At 66.8% G+C, this 19181-nt stretch carries 12 protein-coding genes and 1 pseudogene; 8 read left to right on the forward strand and 5 right to left on the reverse strand.

What is annotated here, in order from left to right; genetic code table 11:
• Positions 1–13: 13 nt before the first annotated feature.
• Positions 14–1567 carry an FAD-binding oxidoreductase gene (locus ACQZF9_RS18635; protein WP_428310462.1) on the reverse strand — a complete coding sequence of 518 codons (1554 nt, stop codon included), beginning with the start codon at positions 1565–1567 and terminating at the stop codon, positions 14–16.
• 192 nt (positions 1568–1759) lie between these two features.
• Between ACQZF9_RS18635 and galE the strand changes: the two genes are divergently transcribed.
• From galE to ACQZF9_RS18670, 7 genes and pseudogenes are all read left to right on the forward strand, one after another.
• Positions 1760–2740 (forward strand): UDP-glucose 4-epimerase GalE, encoded by a 981-nt coding sequence (gene galE, locus ACQZF9_RS18640; protein WP_428310463.1) that lies wholly within the window; start codon positions 1760–1762, stop codon positions 2738–2740.
• 195 nt (positions 2741–2935) lie between these two features.
• Positions 2936–4573 carry an ATP-binding protein gene (locus tag ACQZF9_RS18645; RefSeq protein ID WP_428310464.1) on the forward strand — a complete coding sequence of 546 codons (1638 nt, stop codon included), beginning with the start codon at positions 2936–2938 and terminating at the stop codon, positions 4571–4573.
• 4 nt (positions 4574–4577) lie between these two features.
• Positions 4578–5225 carry a response regulator transcription factor gene (locus tag ACQZF9_RS18650; protein WP_428310465.1) on the forward strand — a complete coding sequence of 216 codons (648 nt, stop codon included), beginning with the start codon at positions 4578–4580 and terminating at the stop codon, positions 5223–5225.
• A gap of 112 nt (positions 5226–5337) precedes the next feature.
• Complete coding sequence (locus ACQZF9_RS18655; protein WP_428310466.1) at positions 5338–5850, forward strand: hypothetical protein; 513 nt, start codon at positions 5338–5340, stop codon at positions 5848–5850.
• A 73-nt stretch (positions 5851–5923) separates the two neighbouring features.
• On the forward strand, positions 5924–7036 hold the full coding sequence (locus tag ACQZF9_RS18660; RefSeq protein WP_428313459.1) for an acyltransferase family protein: 1113 nt from the start codon (positions 5924–5926) through the stop codon (positions 7034–7036).
• Positions 6979–7146 (forward strand): annotated as a pseudogene (locus ACQZF9_RS18665) (aldo/keto reductase); the annotation flags it as partial. The gene ACQZF9_RS18660 and the pseudogene ACQZF9_RS18665, both read left to right, overlap by 58 nt.
• A gap of 44 nt (positions 7147–7190) precedes the next feature.
• Entirely contained in the window at positions 7191–8063 is an 873-nt protein-coding gene (locus ACQZF9_RS18670; RefSeq protein ID WP_428310467.1) for a dienelactone hydrolase family protein, read from the forward strand.
• A gap of 58 nt (positions 8064–8121) precedes the next feature.
• On the opposite strand, the gene ACQZF9_RS18675 is transcribed toward ACQZF9_RS18670, so the two are convergent.
• Both ACQZF9_RS18675 and ACQZF9_RS18680 read right to left on the reverse strand, forming a co-directional pair.
• Positions 8122–9747, reverse strand: a complete 1626-nt coding sequence (locus ACQZF9_RS18675; RefSeq protein ID WP_428310468.1) for a GMC oxidoreductase — start codon at positions 9745–9747, stop codon at positions 8122–8124.
• A 170-nt stretch (positions 9748–9917) separates the two neighbouring features.
• On the reverse strand, positions 9918–13595 hold the full coding sequence (locus ACQZF9_RS18680) for a M36 family metallopeptidase (protein ID WP_428310469.1): 3678 nt from the start codon (positions 13593–13595) through the stop codon (positions 9918–9920).
• Between the two features lie 266 nt (positions 13596–13861).
• Between ACQZF9_RS18680 and ACQZF9_RS18685 the strand changes: the two genes are divergently transcribed.
• A complete protein-coding gene (locus ACQZF9_RS18685) occupies positions 13862–16600 on the forward strand; it encodes a LuxR C-terminal-related transcriptional regulator (RefSeq protein ID WP_428310470.1) in 2739 nt (912 codons plus the stop codon).
• Positions 16601–16604: 4 nt separating this feature from the next.
• Here the strand turns inward: ACQZF9_RS18685 and ACQZF9_RS18690 are convergent, their stop codons facing one another.
• Entirely contained in the window at positions 16605–17045 is a 441-nt protein-coding gene (locus ACQZF9_RS18690) for an REP-associated tyrosine transposase (protein WP_428310471.1), read from the reverse strand.
• Between the two features lie 84 nt (positions 17046–17129).
• On the reverse strand, positions 17130–19157 hold the full coding sequence (locus tag ACQZF9_RS18695) for an acetoacetate--CoA ligase (protein ID WP_428310472.1): 2028 nt from the start codon (positions 19155–19157) through the stop codon (positions 17130–17132).
• Positions 19158–19181: the final 24 nt, after the last annotated feature.

Consider the following 19181-nt stretch of genomic DNA (forward strand, 5'->3'; position numbering starts at 1 on the left):
AGGCCTTAAGCAATCAGGGTTTCAAAAGCCGGTCGAAGCCGAAGCTGCGCGGGTTGAGAATGTTGTTCGGATCGTATTGCTGCTTGAGCGCACGCACCGCGGCGAGTTCCTGCGGCGGCGTGCGCAGCAGATAGTCGTCGGCCCACTTCGAGCCGATGCCGTGTTCGGCACTGAACGAACCCTGATGCGCGATCGTGACATCGAACACCAGCTCGGTGAGCTGCTTGCCGACGGCGCTGATGGGCCGCGCCGCGGTGCCGAGCACGTGCAGATGCGCGCCGCCGACACCGGCATGGCCGAACGCGACCAGCTCGGCATCCGGCGCCGCCGCCGCGAGTTCGGCGCGCATCGCGTCCAGGTACTGGCCGAAGCCGGCCAGCGGCGTCGCCGTGTCGAAGCTGAGCCGGCCGCCGCCGAGCGCGCGCATGCGCGCATTGCTGGCCTCGGTGATCGAGTGGCGGATTTTCTTCAGCGCCGGCAGCGGCGCGTAGCCGATGTGTTCGTCCGGCAGCGCCAGATCGCCGGCCAGGAACTCATACAGCGCGCCGGCCAGATCGGCCTCGGCATCGCTGGACTTGATCTGCAGCAGCAGGAACAGCGGGCTGTCGACGCTGCCACTGAAAGGCAGACGGAAGGCCTCGCCCTGCAGCTCGCGAACCAGCGCCATCGCCGATTTCGAAATGAACTCGAACTCCTCGACATCGGTGCCGAAGCGCTCGCGCGCCGCAGCGAGCACCTTCATCGAGCCGACCATGTCGGCGACCGGAATCAGCGCCGCTTCGCGCTGCAACGGGATCGGATAGGTCCGCAACCGCAGATGCGTGATCAGCCCGAACGCGCCCTGCGAGCCGAGCAGGCCCCAGCTCGGCTCGATATGCGCGGAGTTGATCGCGAAGCGCTGCGGATCGGGCGTGGACCACGGCGCCGCGCGGCAGGGGCCGGCAGGCTCGCCGTTGCCCCAGAAACCCCAGGCGGTGTCGGTCATGTGCGCGGAGGTGCCGTAGCAGACCGCATTGCTGCCGGCCGAGGCATTCGCCGCGCAGGCGCCGACGCTGGCCGACGAGCTGGAGCCCATTTCCATCGGGAACATCAGCCGCAGCGGCCGCAGCAGATCATTCAGCGCGTCGACCGCGAGGCCCGCCTGCACGGTGATCGTGGCGCCGGCCGTGGCCGGCTCGCCGAGGCCGCTCCACCAGGCCAGCAGCGCGTCGCGCGCCTCATCCAGGCTGCCCGTGCCCGGAAACTCGAACTCGGCGCCATCGCCCAGCGCGAAGCCCAGCGGACGGTTGAGCTTCTCCAGGCTCAGCACCGGCTCGCCCAGCGGGCGCTGGGCCTCGACCAGGCCGGTGCGGCCGCCGCTGATGACCAGCGGTGTGCCCAGCTCGTTGCAGGCGCGCAGGATCTCGCCGACTTCGGCCTCGCTGCGCGGCAGCAGCACCGCGCCGGTATGGCCGCGTGGACCGCGCTCGAGCAGCTCGTAGCGCTCCACGCGCGAGGGCTCGACGACGTAGCGATCCCCCAGAATCTGCTGCAGTCGAGAGGCGGCGGGATAGATCGGCAAGCTCATTGCGAGCAATCGGGGCGGCGGGGCATGGCCCATCAGTTTAGGGCCTGACTGCCGATCCGGCGAACGCCACCGGGCCGGGGCTGCTAGGCTTTTGCAGCCGAAACCACCAGAACATTCGGCGAACGCAACGATTGGCGCCTGGGCTTGGGCGCACGGCGCCGGGACGCATCCCGGCATAGACGGAATCTTTTAGTGAAAGCACTGGTCATCGGCGGCGCCGGCTACATCGGCAGCCACATGGTCCGCGCGCTGCAGCGCGCCGGCCACGAGGTCGCGATCTTCGACAACTTCTCCACCGGCCACCGCGAGGCGGTCCTCGGCCTGAAAGTCTACGAAGGCGACCTGCTCAAGCCCGCCGACCTGGACCACGCGCTGCCCGACTACGCGCCGGACCTGGTGCTGCACTTCGCCGCGCGCTCGCTGGTCGCCGAGTCGATGGTCGAGCCCAACCTGTACTACGGCAACAACGTCTGCGGCGTGTTCAACCTGATCGAGGCGATGCGCCGTCACGGCCGCTCGCGCCTGGTGTTCAGCTCCACCGCCGCGGTCTACGGCCTGCCGCTGAAGCGCCGCATCGAGGAAGACCATCCGACCCAGCCGGTCAACACCTACGGCTGGAGCAAGCTGTTCGCCGAACGCATGATCGAGGACGCCTGCCGCAGCTACGGCCTGCGCGCGGTGGTTCTGCGCTACTTCAATGCCGCCGGCGCCGACGCCGGCGGCGACATCGGCGAAGCGCACGAGCCGGAAACGCACCTGCTGCCGAACATCCTCAAGGTCGCTGCCGGCAAGGCGCCGATCGTCAGGCTGTTCGGCAACGACAACGACACCCGCGACGGCTACTGCGTGCGCGACTTCATCCACGTCACCGACCTGTGCGAGGCGCATCTGCTGGCCGCGGTGGCGCTGGATCGCGCCGACCTGCCGGCGTTCCAGCTGTACAACCTCGGCAACGGCCAGGGCTTTTCGGTGCTCGAAGTGCTGCGTGCGGCCGAGGCCGTGGTCGGCCATGCGATCGCCTCCGAAGTCGCGCCGGGCCGCGCCGGCGATCCGCCGGTGCTGGTCGCCGGCGCCAGCAAGGCGCGCAGCGTGCTCGGCTGGATTCCGCAGACACCGGACCTGCTCGAGATCATCAGGACCGCGTGGCGCTGGCACCAGGCGCCGCGGTACTAGTGCCCGAATGCACAAGCCCTCTCCGTTCCTCCCGAGTAGCCCGCGCAGCGGGCGTATCGAGGGACACAGGCACGGCACGGCTGTATTGATGTGTCCCTCGATACGCCTCGCAAGCGAGGCTACTCGGGAGGAACGGAGGGCGACCGAGCATCGGCCGGGCCGGCAAACCTTGGCCGCCCCGTGCTCCCTGACCCGATGAGCGCCATCGATGCGGCGCGGCCATCGCCACTGCGTCGCCTGCTGAGCCATCCGCTGTTCCTGGCAATCGCCTACATCGCGATCTACGTACTGCTGGACCTGGTCAGCTACATCCTGCCGGTGCTGCCGCTGGGCATTTCGCCGTGGAATCCGCCGCCCGGCGTGACCCTGTTCCTGCTGCTGGTGTTCGGCCTGCGTTTCTGGCCGGCGGTGCCGATCGCCTGCTTTGCTGCCGAATACGTGACCCGTGGCCTGCCCAGCCCCCTGCCGCTGCTGTTCGCGGCCGCGTGGATCACGCTCTGCTACACGCTGTGTGCGCAACTGCTCAAGCGCACGCTGACCCGCGGCGCCGAGATCCAGACGCTGCGCGACCTGGCCTGGTTCATCGGCGCGACGCTGGTCGCAAGCCTGGTGGTGGCGGTCGGCTACGTCGTCGTGTTCACCGCATTCGGCGAACTGCATTGGGCGGATTTCGCCTCGCACAGCGTGCGTTTCTGGATCGGCGATCTCGACGGCATCCTGGTGGTGACGCCGCTGCTGCTGACCTTGCGCCAGAGCTGGCCGCGCTGGCCGCTGCCGCGCCGCCTCGCCGAAATCAGCGCGCAGGCGATCGCGCTGCTGTCGGCCCTGTGGCTGGTGTTTCGCGAGCCGAACATCGAGCAGTTCCAGTTCTTCTACATCCTGTTCCTGCCGCTGGTATGGATCGTCGCGCGCCACGGCCTGCAGGGCGCGGTGCTGTCGCTGGCGGTGACGCAGATCGGCCTGATCGCGGTGGTGCCGGACACCGAGGTTTACGTCGTCACCTTCATCCGCTATCAGTTCCTGCTGTTCAGCCTGTGCGCGACCGCGCTGACCCTGGGCGTATTCGTCAACGAGCGCGCACGCGCCGACGTGATCCTGCAGGAGCAGAACGCGCTGGTGTCGCGCACGCTGCAACTCGCGGCCGCCGGTGAGCTGTCGTCGGCGCTGGCGCATGAACTGAATCAGCCGATCACCGCGGTCAGCAATTACATCGGCGCCAGCCGCCTGTTGCTGGACGCGCCGGACGCGGTGCAGACGCAGCGGGCGCGCCTGATCGACGCGCTCGATCGCGCCGCGGTCGAGGCGCGTCGCGCCGGCGACGTGGTGCAGAAGCTGCGCAATTTCTTCCAGCACGGCAACGTCAGCGCCGAGCGGGTCGAGCTGCCGTCGCTGGTGCAGGCGGTGCTGCGGCGGCTGGCGCCGCGCAGCGAAAAACTCGGCGTCAGCATCGAGCTGCGCAGCGACGCCGATCTGCCGGCGGTGATGGCCGACACCGTGCAGGTCGAAATGGTGTTGCACAACATCCTGGTCAACGCACTGGACGCGATCGAGCATTCGCAGAAGAATCGCGGTCACGTGACGATCTCGATGAGCGGCCGCGGCGCGATCGTCGATCTGGCGATCGAGGACAATGGCCCGGGTGTGGCCTCCGAAATTCTCGCCCGGCTGTTCCAGCCCTTCACCACCAGCAAGCCGCATGGCATGGGCCTGGGCCTGACCATCAGCCGCAGCCTGATCGAAGCACACGGCGGCACTTTGAATTATCGTGCCGCGGACAACGGCGGCAGCCGTTTCAACCTGAGCCTGCCGAGCGCGGAGCAAGACGATGCCTGAGACGATGACGAACACCTTCAGCAGTGAAATCCCGCGGCCGCTCGCCGGCACTCACGGCGGCACGGTATTCATCGTCGACGACGACGCCTCGGTGCGCGATTCCACCGCGCTGTACCTGAGCCTGAAGGGCTTCCAGACCCGCCTGTACGCGCGCGGCGAAGACTTCCTGTCGTCGTTGCCGGAAGATCCGGTGGGCTGCGCGCTGCTCGACATCCGCATGCCCGGCATGAGCGGCCTCGAAGTGCATCAGAAGCTGGTGGAATCGCAGCCCGATCTGCCGGTGATCTTCATGACCGCGCATGGCGACGTGTCGACGGTGCGCCAGTGCCTGAAGGCCGGCGCCAACGACTTCGTCGAAAAACCGCTGGACCATCCGCTGCTGATCGAGGCGATCGCCAAGGCGCTGGAGCAGCAGGCTTCGCGCGCGGCCGATCGTCAGCGCAGCGCCGAGACCCGGCAGCGCCTGGAGCGGCTGACACCGCGCGAAAACGAGGTGCTCAATCTGCTCGCGCTCGGCCTGCAGAACCGCGACATCGCGATCAAGCTGGCGATCAGCCCACGCACCGTCGAGGTCTACAAGGCGCGGCTGATGGAAAAGCTGCAGACGCGCAGCCTCGCCAGCCTGGTGCGCATCGCACTGGAACGCGGCTAACGGGCCGGTTTCACCCGACTGCGACCCTGCGCGTTTCACGTACGTCTGCGGCCCAATTACTGGGCGCATCGTACTGACCTAGCATCCGACCACGGGGCTGGGGGATCGGGAGATGCAGCAGCAAGGTCTGGAATGGCGGATCGCGACGGCGCTGGGTTCGCCGATCGCGATGCGTGGCGTATCGCCGGCCTTGCTGCTGCCGTTGTTGTTCATCCTCAGCGTGATCGTGCTGCTGCTCGCGCCCAAGGGCACGACGGCGATGCTCGCTCCCACCGCTGGCGCGATCGCCCTGCTGATCGAACTGCTGTTGCTCGCAAGGCTGGTTTTCCGCATGCACCTGGCGATGCTGCAACTCGGCGAGCACGATCCGCAGACCCAGGCGCGCGTTCGTCGCTGCCTGCTGTCGGCCGTGAACGTGCTGTTCGGCCTGATGATCTTCACGCTGATGTTCTATCCGCTTTCGAGCGGCGTGATCGATGCCAGCCGCGGCAGCGGCTCGGCGAGACTGTTATGGATGCTGACCGTCGGCGGCGCCATCGTCACCCTCGCGTTCGGCCAGATGGTGTCGCTGCTGCTCGACGTCGTGCGCGACAAGATTCCACCGCTGCAACGCGCGCCAGACTGAGCGCCCGATCGTGGCGCCGCCGGCCGCAGACAACGAGCGCCGGCATGCGATGGACGCGTTGCGCGCGAGCATGATGCTGCTCGGCGTGCTGCTGCATTCGGCGCTGTCGTACACGCGCCTGCCGCTGGATTTCTGGACGTTCAAGGATGCCCACGGCAGCCTCGCGCTCGACGCGCTGGCAGTGACCCTCCATACCTTCCGCATGCCGGTGTTCTTCTGCCTGGCCGGATTTTTTGCGCGGCTGATGCTGCTGCGCCGCGGTGAAGCGGGCTTCGTGCTCAATCGACTGCGGCGCGTGCTGCTGCCGCTGGTAGCCACCTGGCTGCTGCTGTATCTGCCGATCGCAGCCGGGCTCGCCTATGGCGCGCAAAGCGCAGATGCGCGTTCGCTCAGGGCCGCATTCCAGTCGGCCTTGCAGTTCGCGCCGCAGACGCATGCCGGCCTGTATCACCTGTGGTTTCTGTACTACCTGTGCCTGATATACGCGCTGTTGCTGGCGCTTCTACGTGTCACAGGCGACGGCAAACCCGCATCCGCTTTTCGGGCCGCATTCGACGCGTTGCCGCGCAGCAGCGTCGCGCTCGCCGCGGTGCTGGCGCTGCCGACGGTCGCGCTGCTGCTGCCGATGCAGCACGCCACCGTCGACACGCCCTCACAGCTGGCGCCCGTGCTGCCGGTGCTGGCGTTCTACGTGCTGTTCTTCGGCTTCGGCTGGCAGTTGCAGCGCCAGCCCGATCTGCTCGACCGCTACGCGGCATCGGCATGGACCTGCCTGCTGCTGGGCCTGGCGCTGCGCTTCGCCTCACTGGCCTGGATTCGTCATCGCCTGCTGCCGTCGCCGGAACCGACGTTCACCGATCACCTGTTCGCGGTGATCGCGACCGCCTTCGTCACCTGGCTGCTGGTGCTGGCGATGCTCGGCCTGGGCCAGCGTTACCTGAGCCGCGCGAACCGAGTGTGGCGGCAGCTCGCCGACGCCTCCTACACGGTTTACCTGCTGCATTTTCCGTTCACGCTGTGGCTGCCGGTGCTGATCGCCGCGTGGAATCTGCCGGCACTGCTCAAAACGGCTGTTGTATGGGCGGCGACGACCGCCATCACCTTGCTGATGGCGCGTGCGGCGAACGCGGTGCGCGCAACGAGGAACAACTCAGGCAGAACCTCGGTGCGATCGGCTGGAATCTGAGCGCAGAGCAGGTCGCCAGGCTCGACGCCGCGAGCGCCCGGCCGCTGGCCGATCCATACTGGCACCAGACCGGCTTTGCCGAGCGCAATCCGTTTCCGGTCAAAGTCTGAGTTCAGGCAAGCTGTGATCCCCAACGGACGAGGAGCAGTCGACCATGTGTGAAAGCGACGATCTGGGTGGTTTTGCGCGGGACAACAACGGCATGACGCGGCGCCGGTTCGGCCTGGCCGCCGTCGGCGCCGGGCTCGCGGTCGGCCTGCCGAAGCTGGCGATCGCCGGCGAGAAAACCAGCGGCAAGGACGTCGAGATCAAGACCTCCGCCGGCACCTGCGATGCGTACTTCGTGCACCCGGCCAAGGGTAAACATCCGGCCGTGCTGATCTGGCCGGACATCTTCGGCCTGCGTCCGGCGTTCAAGGAGATGGCGACGCGGCTCGCCGGCGCCGGTTACGCGGTGCTGGTGGTCAATCCGTTCTACCGCAGCAAGCGCGCGCCGACCGCGCCCGAGCATCCGGACTTCAACGATCCGCCGACGCGCGAAGCGCTGATGGCGCTGAAAAACAGCCTGAATGCCGATACCGCTAGCGTCGACGCCAAGGCCTTCGTCGCGTTCCTGGACGCGCAGTCGTCCGTCGATACCCGAAAGAAAATCGGCAGCAGCGGCTACTGCATGGGCGGCCCGCTGGTGTTCTGGACCGCGGCCGCGGTGCCGGAGCGCATCGGCGCCGGCGCGACCTTCCACGGCGGCGGCCTGGCCACCGACAAGCCGGACAGCCCGCATCTGCTGATCCCCGGCATGAAGGCGCAGTTCCTGATCGCGATCGCCGCCAACGACGACGAGAAGGAACCGGCCGCCAAGGACACGCTGCGCAGCGCGTTTGCGCAGGCCAAGCTGCCGGCGGAAATCGAGGTCTACAGCGGCACCAAGCACGGCTGGTGCCCGACCGATTCACCGGTCTACGACCACGACCAGGCGGAGAAGGCCTGGGCGCGGATGCTGGTGCTGTTCGGTAAGGCGCTGGCCTGAATGGTCATTCCCGCGAAGGCGGGAATCCAGTGCGGCTCGAACGTCCCTGGATTCCCGCCTACGCGGGAATGACAGCTGTTTTCGCCGGAATGAAACTCATCGCGCGCTCCGCCAGCGCAGTGATCGTCAGCGAGGGATTCACGCCGAGGTTGGCGCCGAGCATGGCGCCGTCGACGACATACAGGCCCTGATAGTTGAACACGCGGTTCTGCGCATCGATGACGCCATGCGCGGCGCTGTCGGCCATCGCGCAGCCGCCCATGCAATGCGCGGTGAACGGCACGTTGAACAGGATTTCGGTCAGCGTCGTCATCGGATTGCCGCCGAACAGCTTGGCCATCTTCACGGTGAAGTCGTTGGCCTGCGGAATGAAGGTCGGGATGCGATCGCCCTCGCTGCTGAGCAGCCGTGAAAACGGCCAGTACCAGTTGCGCTTGAGCCGCATGCGCAGCGAGGCGTCGACGGTTTGCATCACCAGAAAGATCATCGCCTGCCTGGCAAAATTGCGCGGCCGCGCCGCGCTGAAGAACAGCAGCGGATGGCGCAACGCCATGCCGAGCCAGCGGAAGATGCGGCTGATGCCCTGGCCCGGCACGAACGGCGTCGTCAGCAGGCCCATCGCGTCCGAGCCTTCCGGATAGCGCGTCGCCTCGATATGCGTGTGCTCGTCGATGTAGATGCCCGAGCCGATCGCGACGCCTTTGGACAGATCCACGTCGCCCGGAAAGCGCACGCCCATGATCGACTCGGCGTTGGTACGCACGCGGTTGCCGAGATCGTCGGAGATATTCGGCAGCGAGCCGTCGAGCTTCAGCTTGAACAGCAGCTCCTGCGTGCCCAGCGACGAGGCCGACAGCACGACCTTGCGCGCCTTGTAGCGGCGCCGCTGTTTGCGAAACCACGCGGTCGACGATTCGGTGGTGACTTCGTAACCCAGCGAGCCGTCGGCCGCGCCGGCTAGCGGGCGGATGTCGACGACGCGGGTTTCCGCAAATACTTTCGCTCCGCGCTTTTCGGCGAGGTACAGGTAGTTCTTGTCCAGCGTGTTCTTGGCGTCGTGCTTGCAGCCCATCATGCAACCGCCGCAGCCGATGCAGGTCGAGCGGTCCGGACCTTCGCCGTTGAAATAGGGATCGGGATAGCGCTTGCCCGGCGCCTCGCCTTCCGGCGCGAAAAACGCGGCGACCTTGGTCGGCTTGAAGGTGTGGCCGACGCCATGCGCGTCCGCCATTTTTTTCAGCAGGTGATCGGCCGGCCCGAGCATGCGGTTGGCGGTGACGCCGAGCATGCGCTGCGCGGTCGCGTAGTGCTCCGGCATTTCGTTTTGCCAGTCGCAGAGGCCGGCCCAGCTGCCCTGGTTCCACACCGATGGCGGCGGCACCAGCATGGTGTTGGCGTAAGTCACCGAGCCGCCGCCGACCGCATTGCCGCAGATGATCACCACGTGCTTGAACGGCCGCATGTTGAAGAAGCCGTGCAGCCTGGCGCCGGGGCGCCAGATCCAGCGCCGCGTGTTCCAGTTGCTGTTCGGGAAATCCTCCGGCGCCCAGCGCCGTCCCATTTCCATGACCGCGACCTGGTAGCCCTTTTCGGTCAGCCGGCAGGCCGAGACGCTGCCGCCGAAGCCGGAGCCGACGATCAGATAGTCGTAGTCATAGTCGAGCGCCGCGCCGGGGTCGGACATGAGCCTGCCTTGCTGGTGAAGGCGGCAAAGATAACCGATCGTTCAATTATCGGCGATACCCGAGGATTCGAGAGGCCTGCCGGCGCCCGGCCTACGTCTGTAGGAGCGGATCCCATCCGCGACTGTGCTCGTCCAGGCCTCAGTCGCGGATAGGATCCGCTCCTACCGGTTCAGTGCAAGGTCTTACGCCGCCGCAGCCCCGCCATCAGCAGCAGCGGCAACAGCAGCGCCGGACCCAGGGCCGCGCCGTCCTTGCTGCTTGCGCCCGGTACGCCGCTGCCGCCGCCCGACGCGCCCTGGGTCGACACGGCGGGCGCGCTCGAGAACACCTGGATGTCGGTGGCGCGCACATACGAGGCCGGCGCCGGGCCGACGACGTCGCCGCCGAGTACCAGGTTCAGGCCGGAGATCAGGCCGCTGGAGCTGGGGCAGTCGGTGTTGTTCAGCGGGTCGCTGTCGGTATCGCCCTGGTAGGCCGGCCCGCCGGTGCACTGGCTGGTCAGCACGCGCAGCTGCAGGTGCGTGGCCTTGATCGCGGCGAACGTGAACGTGCGCAGGTTCAGGTCGGGCTGCAGCGGCCGCGGAATGCCGCCAGGGAAGGCGTCGTCGGCGCTGGTGTAGGCCACGTTCTTGAAGTCGTTGACCGCGTCGGTGCAGGCGCCCGAGCAGCTGCGGATTTCGAACGAACGCAGCGCGCCCCAGCGGCCCGCATTGGTCGGGCCGGCGGCGGTGCTGATGTTCATCCGCGACACGCTGTGCTCGCCGCCGGCGAGCGCGATCGTCGCATAGGCGCCGGCGACCAGGCCGTCGTCGCCGATGATCGCGCCGCTGTCCTCGCTGTCGTCGATCAGCGTCGGCGCCGCGGCGATGTTCTCGTCGACGGTCGCGCTGGTGGCGACCGTCGCGCCCTTGCTCGCAGAGGCCCAGTTGCTCGGCAGCGTGAACGTCAGCGTGGTGTTGCCGGCTTCGAGCTTCTGCGTGAAGTGGTGGATGCCGTAACCGGGCGCGATCACGGTGAACTCGTAGGTCGCCGGCACCAGCGCGGCGATATCGCGATTGATCCGCGTCTTGCGCGAGGTGATGTCGTCGGTCGCATCGACCACGGTGGAATCGTCGGTGTCGGCGATCTGGCGCGTGCGCGTCGCAAAGCGGCCGACCAGGATGCGCGCCTTGACCGGCGCATTGGACTCGTCGCCGGCGACCACCTTGAAGCTCACGTTGGCTTCATCGGAAGACAGCGGCGATTCGAAGTTCGGAATCGTCTCGACGTCGTCCGAGCTCTCGCTATACGCGAACTCGCCCATGCCGCGATGCGCGAACACTTTCCACATCAGCGCCTGGTTGGCGCCGCCGAAGCGCGCCATGTCGGCGGCGAGCATCGCGTCGCGCGCGTCGAGCATCGTCGCCGTCGCCGGCATCAGCAGCCAGGCGTCGTAGATCAGCTGGATCCAGCGGCGATTGCCGGGGCAGGCTTCGGGTGCGTTTTTGCCGCTGGCGCAGGCCTTCTGCAGATCGGCGTCGTCATACGAGAACTGCGCGTTGTACTGGTCAATGAGCGCCTGGCGCAGCTCCCACTGCGTGCCGTTCCAGATTTCGCCGTCGGAATGCACTTCCGGGCCGGGCGTGTCGAAGCCGAGGTTGCCGTAGTTCAGCGGATTGTCGTCGAGCGCGTAGTCGCGGATGCCGCGTTCCTTGTTGCCGGTGGTGTACGCGGCCAGCGCGGTGAGCTTGTAGCCCGACGGCGGCACGAAGCCGTTTTCGGCCTGGTATTCGGTCGCGTTCAGGTCGCTCCAGCTCTCGCCCATCGAGCCCGCCTGCAGGCCGGACAGGTTCGCGTCCGGGCCGCCGACCATGCGGTTGGAAATCGCATGCGTGTATTCGTGGCCGGCGATGCCGGTGTCGAGCGCGCCGTCGGTGCAGGGCGGATAAATCAGGCCGCCGACCGGCTGGAACAGGTACTGGTTGGTGATGCCGGGGACGCCGTCCATCAGCGAAATCTGGTTGGCGTTGTTGCGGCCCGGCAAGGTGCCGAAGGTCGGCAGGCCGGGCATGCCGCCGAGCGCGCCGGCCTGGGTGCTGCCGACTTCCGGATCGTTCTGCTGAGTCAGCGGCGTCAGGCCGAAGTTGCTCAGCTGCATGTTGTAGTTGCGCTCGGTGAAGCCGAGGAAATACGAGAAATCATGCATGCGGTTGTGCATGGTGAACAGGTTCACCGTGACCGCATTGATGTCGTTGCCGTTGCTCTGCGGCACCTGGCTGGCGACGATGCCGGCCAGCGAGCAGCCGGAGTTGTACCAGGCGTTGTTGAACGGGAAATCGTATTTTCGCGTGACACTCAACGGCAGGTTCGGCACCGAAGGCGTCAGCGGGCTCAGCGAATCGCCGGCGGTGATCGCGGCATTGCCGATGGTCGTGAAGGTCGGGATCAGCCCGCCTTCCAGCGTGTCCCAGGGCGCGCGTGCGGCGACGTTGCTGCTGTCGATGTCACAGCCGCTCAAGCCGCCTTCCGGCAGCGGCGCGAAGCAGGTGACCTTGCGAATGTCGGCGCCGTCGTAGTTGATGTCCGGGTTGCTGGTGAACCACTTCCACTGCGGCGCATTGGCATCCGCACCGAGCACCGGCGAGGTCACCGAGGTGTCGATCGGGCTGGCGATGAACACGCCGACATAGTTGTACGGCTCCATGTTGACGAAGGACGCCGACGAGCAGGCCTCGACTTGATACGTGCCTTCCGGCACGCCGCCGGTCGGCGCATAGGTGATGATTTCGGCCGGGCCGGTCAGCGCCTTGCCGCTGGCGACCAGCTGCGATTTCAGAAGACCCTTGAAGTACAGGCTCATCGTCAGGCCATTGGTCGGCAATATCGCCGACGCGGTGATGTTCAGCGCCGCATTGCCCGCGCCGACGCTGAACTCGTGTAGCGCATCACAACCACTTTCGGACGGAAACACGCCGGAAAACGGCTGCGGAACGATGTCGGCCGCGGCGTTGTAGACGCGGTTTTCGCGGCGCAGCACCTGGCCGGTCTGCGCATCGATGTAATGCACGTAGGCGGTTGCGGCGCCGTGCTGCGAGTCGAGCACGATGGTCTCGTAGACCTGGCGCACGCCGCCCTGCGGCAGCGCCATCACGCGCAGACGCGCGCGCTGCTGGTCGGAGAAGCCCAGCACCTTGAACACCGTCCAGCCGCTGGTCTTGGTCTGATCCCGGGTCTGCTTGACGTTGCTGGTCGGCACATGGCGGTTGACGTTGGCCGCGGCCTTGATCCAGGCCTGCAGCGGCGACAGCGTCGCGGCGCCGGCCGGCGGCTGCTCGTCGCCCGCGGACGAGGACGACACGTAGTAAACCTTGCCGCCGACGATGCCCACCGTGATCAGGCCGTCGCTGGCCATCGCGATGCCGGAGAATTTCTGCCGGAACAGGATCGCACGTGCCTCGTTGAACGGCGTGACGCCCTCGTTGACCAGCTCCAGATCGTCGACGCCCTGCGCGGAGAGCCTGAACAGCGCGCGGTTCTGGCGCAGCCAGTCGCGCGCGGCCTGCGCGGGCGTGCCGCTGAGACCGGTGGCGAGATAGCCGCCGCTGCGCTGCAGCGTGTGCACGGTGCCGAAACGGTTCCACTGCACTTTGGCCTGCAGGCCCTTGACCGCGTCGAGCTGCACCTGGGTCGGCAGCACGCGGCCAATGCGATAGTCGACTTCCGGCGCATTGGCCCGGTCGATCGCGACTTCATCGTAGAGCTGGACGACGGCGGCGGCCGGTGGCGCGAACAGCGCCGCGGTCATTGCGATAGCGGACGCAAACAACGACATGCCGCCGCGCCGCGAGGCGCGTCTGCCGATTCTCATTTTCCCTTCCCCTGTTGCCGCAAGGCGGCTGAAATTGCGTGATCCCTGGTCCGGCTCGTGACGGCCGGTGATGCGGGCATCAGCAAAACGGGTGCCGATGCCGGCCGCGCGTGCTAGTAGATCCGCACCTGTAGGAGCGGACCCTGTCCGCGACTGGGGCCCGCAGAGCACGGTCGCGGACAGGGTCCGCTCCTACAGATCGAACGATCACCCGCCGCGACATCTGGGCTATAGTCGCCCCTCGTCACGAGCGGAGGAGCTCGCAGATGACCGCTGGAAGACCTGAGGGCGACAGACCCTCGGCCCAGATCAGTTCACACAAGCTGTTTGCGCCGCCCAGCTTTCGCGGGGTGGTGTCGCGGCGCGCGATACTCGATCGGGTTTTTGCCGAAGCATCGGTTCGCACCTTCCTGTTCCAGGGCCCGGCAGGCCACGGCAAATCGACGCTGCTGCAGCAGGTGATGAGCGATTGCCAGCAGCGCGGCAGCCTCACCGGCTGGCTCAGCTTCGACGACGCCGACAACGACATGCGGCGCTTCACCAGCCACTTCGACGCCCTGCTCGACTTCGTCTGCGGCGAGGCGCCCGGCGGACCTCGGAGACCGAATCCAGCCGGCCCGCGCGCGCGTCGCTCCGACGCGGCGATCGAACGCCTGCTGCAACTCGGCCGGCCGGTGGCGTTGTTCCTCGACGAATTCCAGGAGCTCAGCAACCCCGGAATTCTCGGCTTTTTCCGCGATTTCCTGGAGCGCTTGCCGGATCGCATCACCGTCTATCTGGGCTCGCGGGCACTGCCCGATCTGGGCCTGGCGCGCCTGCTGGTCAATGGCCGCGCGCTGGTGCTGCGCGCCGACGAGCTGCGCTTTTCCACGCACGAGGCCGAACAGTTTTTTGCCGAGGCGCGCGATCTCGGCGTCAAGCAGGACGAAGTCGCCGCGATCCATCGCCAGACCGAAGGCTGGCCGGCGGCGCTGCAGCTGTTTCGCCTGAGCCTGGCCAGCCCGAGCGTGCGCGGCGCGCTCGGCGATCTGGGCGGCTACCGTCCGCGCGAACTCGCCGACTACCTGGCCGACAACGTACTTAGCCTGCAGACGCCGCGCATCCGCGAGTTCCTGCTGCGCACCAGCTTCCTGACGCGGCTGAGCGCGCCGCTGTGCGATGCGCTGCTCGGCTGGCAGGATTCGCAGAGCATCCTGCTGTTCCTGGAACGCAACGGCCTGTTCCTGCGCAGCCTGGATTCGGAGCTGCGCTGGTTCAAATATCACACGCTGTTTTCCGGATTTTTGCTCGAACAACTCAGCGAAAGCGATCCGCAGGCGCTGCGCGAACTGCATTCGCGCTCCGCGCACTGGTATCACGCCCACGGCTTTCACGACGAGGCGATGCACCACGCGATCGAAGCGGGTGAATTCGGCTTCGCCGCCAACGTGATGAATCTCTGGAGCACGCGTCTGGTCGCCGAAGGCCACCTGATGACGGTGGAGCGCTGGTACGACCGCCTGCCGCTGGACGAAATCGAGCCGCGCCGCGACCTGGCGGTGAAGATCGCCTACGCTCTGAGTTTTCTGCGCCGCCATCGCAAGCTGCGGCCGCTGATGGAAGTGCTGGACAGGCCCGCGACCGCGCCTGCATCGAGCGGCTCGCTGTCGGCGAACCCCGACGTGGTGAGGACCATGGTCGCGCTGCTGTTCGACGACATGCCGCGCGCTTTCGAGCTGGCTCGCGGCATCGACGTACGGGCGCCGGACGTCGAGCCCTTCCGCGCTTTCGAACTGTCCGCGGCCTGCAACGTGAACGGCTACCGCGCCTCTTCCGCGGGCGATTACGAAAGCGCGCGCGAATACGTGATGCTGTCGCGCGCCTACAGCGAGCGGGCGCACGCATTGTTCAGCGGCGGCTATTCGGTGGCGATCGCCGGCACCAACCTGCTGGTGCAGGGCGAGCTGCTGCAGGCGATCGAGCGCTTCCGCGCCGGGCTGGCCGAGCAGCATGCCGACGCCGACACGTCGGTGGCGTCGGCGTCGCTGGTCTCCTGCTATCTGATGGCGCTGTACGACGCCGACCAGCTCAGCGCCGCCGAAGCGCTGTTCGCACAATTCCACGACGTGATTCGCGAAGGCGTGCTGCTGGATTTCATGGCGGTGGCCTACGTGGCGATGGCGCGCATCTTCGACGCACGCGGCGCCTCGCCCAAGGCCGTGGAGCTGCTGGATGAGGCCGAGAACATCGGCCACCTGACCGGCTGGCCGCGGCTGATCCGCTTCGTCGACCGCGAGCGCGTGCGCCGTCACCTGCTGCGCGGTGAACGTGACCGCGCGCAGCTGATCGCCTCGCGCATCCCGCAGCGACCCGAGTTCGTGCTGCCCGATGGCGCGCTGCTGTTCTCCGAAGACAGCGAAGGCGAGGCTATCGGCCAGATCCGTCTGCTGATCCATCGCGGCAATGGCGAAGAAGCGCTGCAACGTCTGGCGCCGGAACTGGAAATCGCGCAGCAGCGCGGCCGCATCCGCCGTCTGATCAAGCTGCATATTCTCGAAGCCCTGGCGCAGTCGCAGCGCGGTCGTGCACGGCCCGCCTACATCGCGATGCGCCATGCCCTGCAGCTCGCCGAACCGCGCGGCTTCATCCGCACGTTTCTCGACGAAGGCGACGACGTGCAGAAGCTGCTGCGCGAGGTGTATCCCTCGCTGCAGGAAAGCGGCCCCGCCGCCAGCTCCGGCAGCGACGGCCTGCTGCACTTCGCCGCCCGCCTGCTCGGCAGCGCCGCGCCCAGCGCCGAAGAACTCACCAGCGGCGCACCGCCGGCGCTGACCGAGGCCCTGACCGACGGCGAGAAGAACATCCTGTCGTTTCTGGCGCGTGGCGTGTCGAACAAGGTGATCGCGAGCGAGCTGTTCGTGTCGGAGAACACGGTCAAGTTCCACCTGAAGAACATCTACGGCAAGCTCGGCGCGAGCAGCCGCCTGCAGGCGATCAATGCGGCAAGGCGGATGGGGCTGGTTTAGGTTTTCAGAGCCAGGCGGCGTTCCAGTACGGGTAGTCGCCGAGTTTTGTCGCGAGTTTGGCTCTGATTGGATTGGCGATGAGGTAGCGCGCGGCGGTGATGAGGTCTTCGTCGCGGCGCAGGGCGCGGTCGTGGTAGCCGGGTTGCCAGATGGGGCCAGTGCGGTCGAGGGCTGAATTCACCGCCCGAGCGCTCAGCGACTTCAGCCGCATTACCGACTCGTTCAAGGTCCCCGACTCCAACTGCAGCAGCCAGTGCGCGTGATCGGGCATCAGCACCCAGGCCATTGCTCCGCATTCGTGGAAGCATCTCGCCGCCGCACATGCGGCCGCGAAATTTTCGAAGCAAGGGATGCGCTTGGCGGTCACCGTCGTGACCAAATAAATCTGCCCGGGAATCGATCGACGTCCCCGGCGCAAACTCGACGATCCCGGCCTGCTCTCCATGCCGCCACTGTAGGAGCGGGCTTGCCCGCGACTGTGCCGATTGGGACACAATCGCGGGCAAGCCCGCTCCTACAGGTGATGCTCTTACCCCGTCAGCATTTCCTTGTTGTCCTGCGTGAACTTGATGAACCAGTCGATCGCGGCGGGCTGCATCATGGCGTCGCGGCTGACGGCTTTTTCTGGCGCCCAGCCCATCAGGATCTTGCGCACCGGCAGTTCCATTTTCTTGCCGGTGAGCGTGTACGGAATCAGATCCACCGCGTACAGCTGGTCCGGTACATGCCGCGGGCTGCAGTCGCTGCGCAGTTTGGCGGCGATCTTGTCGCGCAGCTTTTCGTCGAGCGGCTGGCCGGCCTTCAGTTGCACGAACATCGGCATGAAGTAGCGGCCGCCGGCGAGTTCGCAGCAGACGATCAGGCTGTCCGCGATCTCCGGCAGTTGCTCGACGCAGCGATAGATTTCCGCGGTGCCGATGCGCACGCCGTAGCGATTCAAGGTCGAATCGCTACGGCCGTAGATGTAGCAGCCGCCGCGCCGGTTGATCTTGATGTAGTCGCCGTGACGCCACACGCCCGGATACTGCGCGAAATACGAATCCCGATAGCGCCTGTCGCCTTCGTCGTTCCAGAAATACAGCGGCATCGACGGGAACGGTGTCATCACCATCAGCTCGCCGACTTCGTCGATGACCGCGTGGCCATCATCGTTCCAGGCCTGCACGTCCATGCCGAGCATGCGCGCCTGGATTTCGCCGGCGTATACCGGCAAGGTCGGCACCGCGCCGACGAAGCCGCTGCAGATTTCGGTACCGCCGGACTGCGAGGTCACCCACAGATCCTGCTTCACGCTGCGATAGAACCAGTCGAAGGTCTCCGGCGTCGACGGCGAACCGGCGACCAGCACCGATTCCAGTGCCGACAGATCATAGGCCGTGCCCGGCACCAGGCCGGCTTTCTCCATCATCTGCACGAACGTCGGGCTGGCGCCGAAGCTGACGCAGCGGGTATCGGCGGCGAGCTTCCACAAGAAGTCCGGGCCGGGATGCATCGGGCTGCCGTCGTAGAGCACCGCCGGCGCGCCGGCAACCAGCGCCGCGATCAGCAGGTTCCACATCATCCAGCCGGTGGTGCTGTAGAAAAACATCGGCGCGCCGGGGCGCAGATTGATGTGGAAGTGCATCAGCTTCAGATGCTCGAGCAGCACGCCGACATGGCTGTGCACGATCGGTTTCGGCAGGCCGGTGGTGCCCGACGAGAACACCACCCAGATCGGATGATCGTAGGGCACGCGCTCGAACACGAAGCTCGCGCGCGGCACGTCGGCATGCGCCATCAGCGAGTCCCAGGTGATCGCGCCGGCCACCGGAACCGTCGCCTTCGAATCGGCATCCAGATACGGCAGCCACACCAGCGTCTGCAGACTCGGCAGCTTGCCGGCGATGTCCTGCACCTCGGCCAGGCGCGAGAAGTTCTTGCCGCCGAAACGGTAGCCGTCGCAGGCGAACATGACTTTCGGCGCGATCTGCGAGAAGCGGTCGATCACGGTCTTGACGCCGAATTCCGGCGCCGCCGACGACCACACCGCGCCGACCGCAACGGTCGCGATCATCGCCACCGCGGTCTCCGGCACGTTGGGCATGTACGACACCACGCGATCGCCCGGCACCACGCCCATCGCGCGCAGCCGCGTCGCCAGGATGCGCACCTGGCGGCCGAGTTCCTGCCAGCTCATCTGCTGCAGCGGGCGGTTCTCGGTCAGGTGATGGAACACGGTCTCGCCGGGGCGGGCCAGCGCTTCGTGGCGCAGCAGATGCTCGGCGTAATTCACCCGCGAGCCCTGGAACCACTTCGCGCCCGGCATCTTGCGCTGGTCGATCACCTGCTCGTACGGCGTCGAGGACTGCACGTCGAAGTAGTCCCAGATCGAGGCCCAGAACGCCGCGGTCTCGGTCACCGACCATCGATGCAGCGTCTCGTAGTCGGCGAACTGCAGATCGCGTTCGGTCGCCAGCCAGCGCTGGTATTGCGCGATGTTCGACGCGTTCGCAAACGCCTCGCTCGGCGTCCACAGATGCTGCCCTTCCCGGATCGTCATCGCCTGGCTCCCGTTCATGCTCGGCGCCGTCTTCGCAGCGAC

It is taken from the genome of Hydrocarboniphaga sp. (assembly GCF_965279055.1).
Classification (GTDB): Bacteria; Pseudomonadota; Gammaproteobacteria; order Nevskiales; family Nevskiaceae; genus Hydrocarboniphaga.

What these genes read in the sequence shown, in the direction of transcription:
- ACQZF9_RS18685 (WP_428310470.1), top strand. Translation starts at nt 13,862, where the DNA reads ATGACCGCTGGAAGACCTGAGGGCGACAGACCCTCGGCCCAGATCAGT.
- ACQZF9_RS18660 (WP_428313459.1), top strand. Translation starts at nt 5,924, where the DNA reads ATGCTGCTCGGCGTGCTGCTGCATTCGGCGCTGTCGTACACGCGCCTG.
- ACQZF9_RS18675 (WP_428310468.1), bottom strand. Translation starts at nt 9,747, where the DNA reads ATGTCCGACCCCGGCGCGGCGCTCGACTATGACTACGACTATCTGATC.
- ACQZF9_RS18690 (WP_428310471.1), bottom strand. Translation starts at nt 17,045, where the DNA reads ATGGAGAGCAGGCCGGGATCGTCGAGTTTGCGCCGGGGACGTCGATCG.
- ACQZF9_RS18635 (WP_428310462.1), bottom strand. Translation starts at nt 1,567, where the DNA reads ATGAGCTTGCCGATCTATCCCGCCGCCTCTCGACTGCAGCAGATTCTG.
- ACQZF9_RS18670 (WP_428310467.1), top strand. Translation starts at nt 7,191, where the DNA reads ATGTGTGAAAGCGACGATCTGGGTGGTTTTGCGCGGGACAACAACGGC.
- ACQZF9_RS18655 (WP_428310466.1), top strand. Translation starts at nt 5,338, where the DNA reads ATGCAGCAGCAAGGTCTGGAATGGCGGATCGCGACGGCGCTGGGTTCG.
- ACQZF9_RS18680 (WP_428310469.1), bottom strand. Translation starts at nt 13,595, where the DNA reads ATGAGAATCGGCAGACGCGCCTCGCGGCGCGGCGGCATGTCGTTGTTT.
- ACQZF9_RS18695 (WP_428310472.1), bottom strand. Translation starts at nt 19,157, where the DNA reads ATGAACGGGAGCCAGGCGATGACGATCCGGGAAGGGCAGCATCTGTGG.
- ACQZF9_RS18645 (WP_428310464.1), top strand. Translation starts at nt 2,936, where the DNA reads ATGAGCGCCATCGATGCGGCGCGGCCATCGCCACTGCGTCGCCTGCTG.
- ACQZF9_RS18650 (WP_428310465.1), top strand. Translation starts at nt 4,578, where the DNA reads ATGACGAACACCTTCAGCAGTGAAATCCCGCGGCCGCTCGCCGGCACT.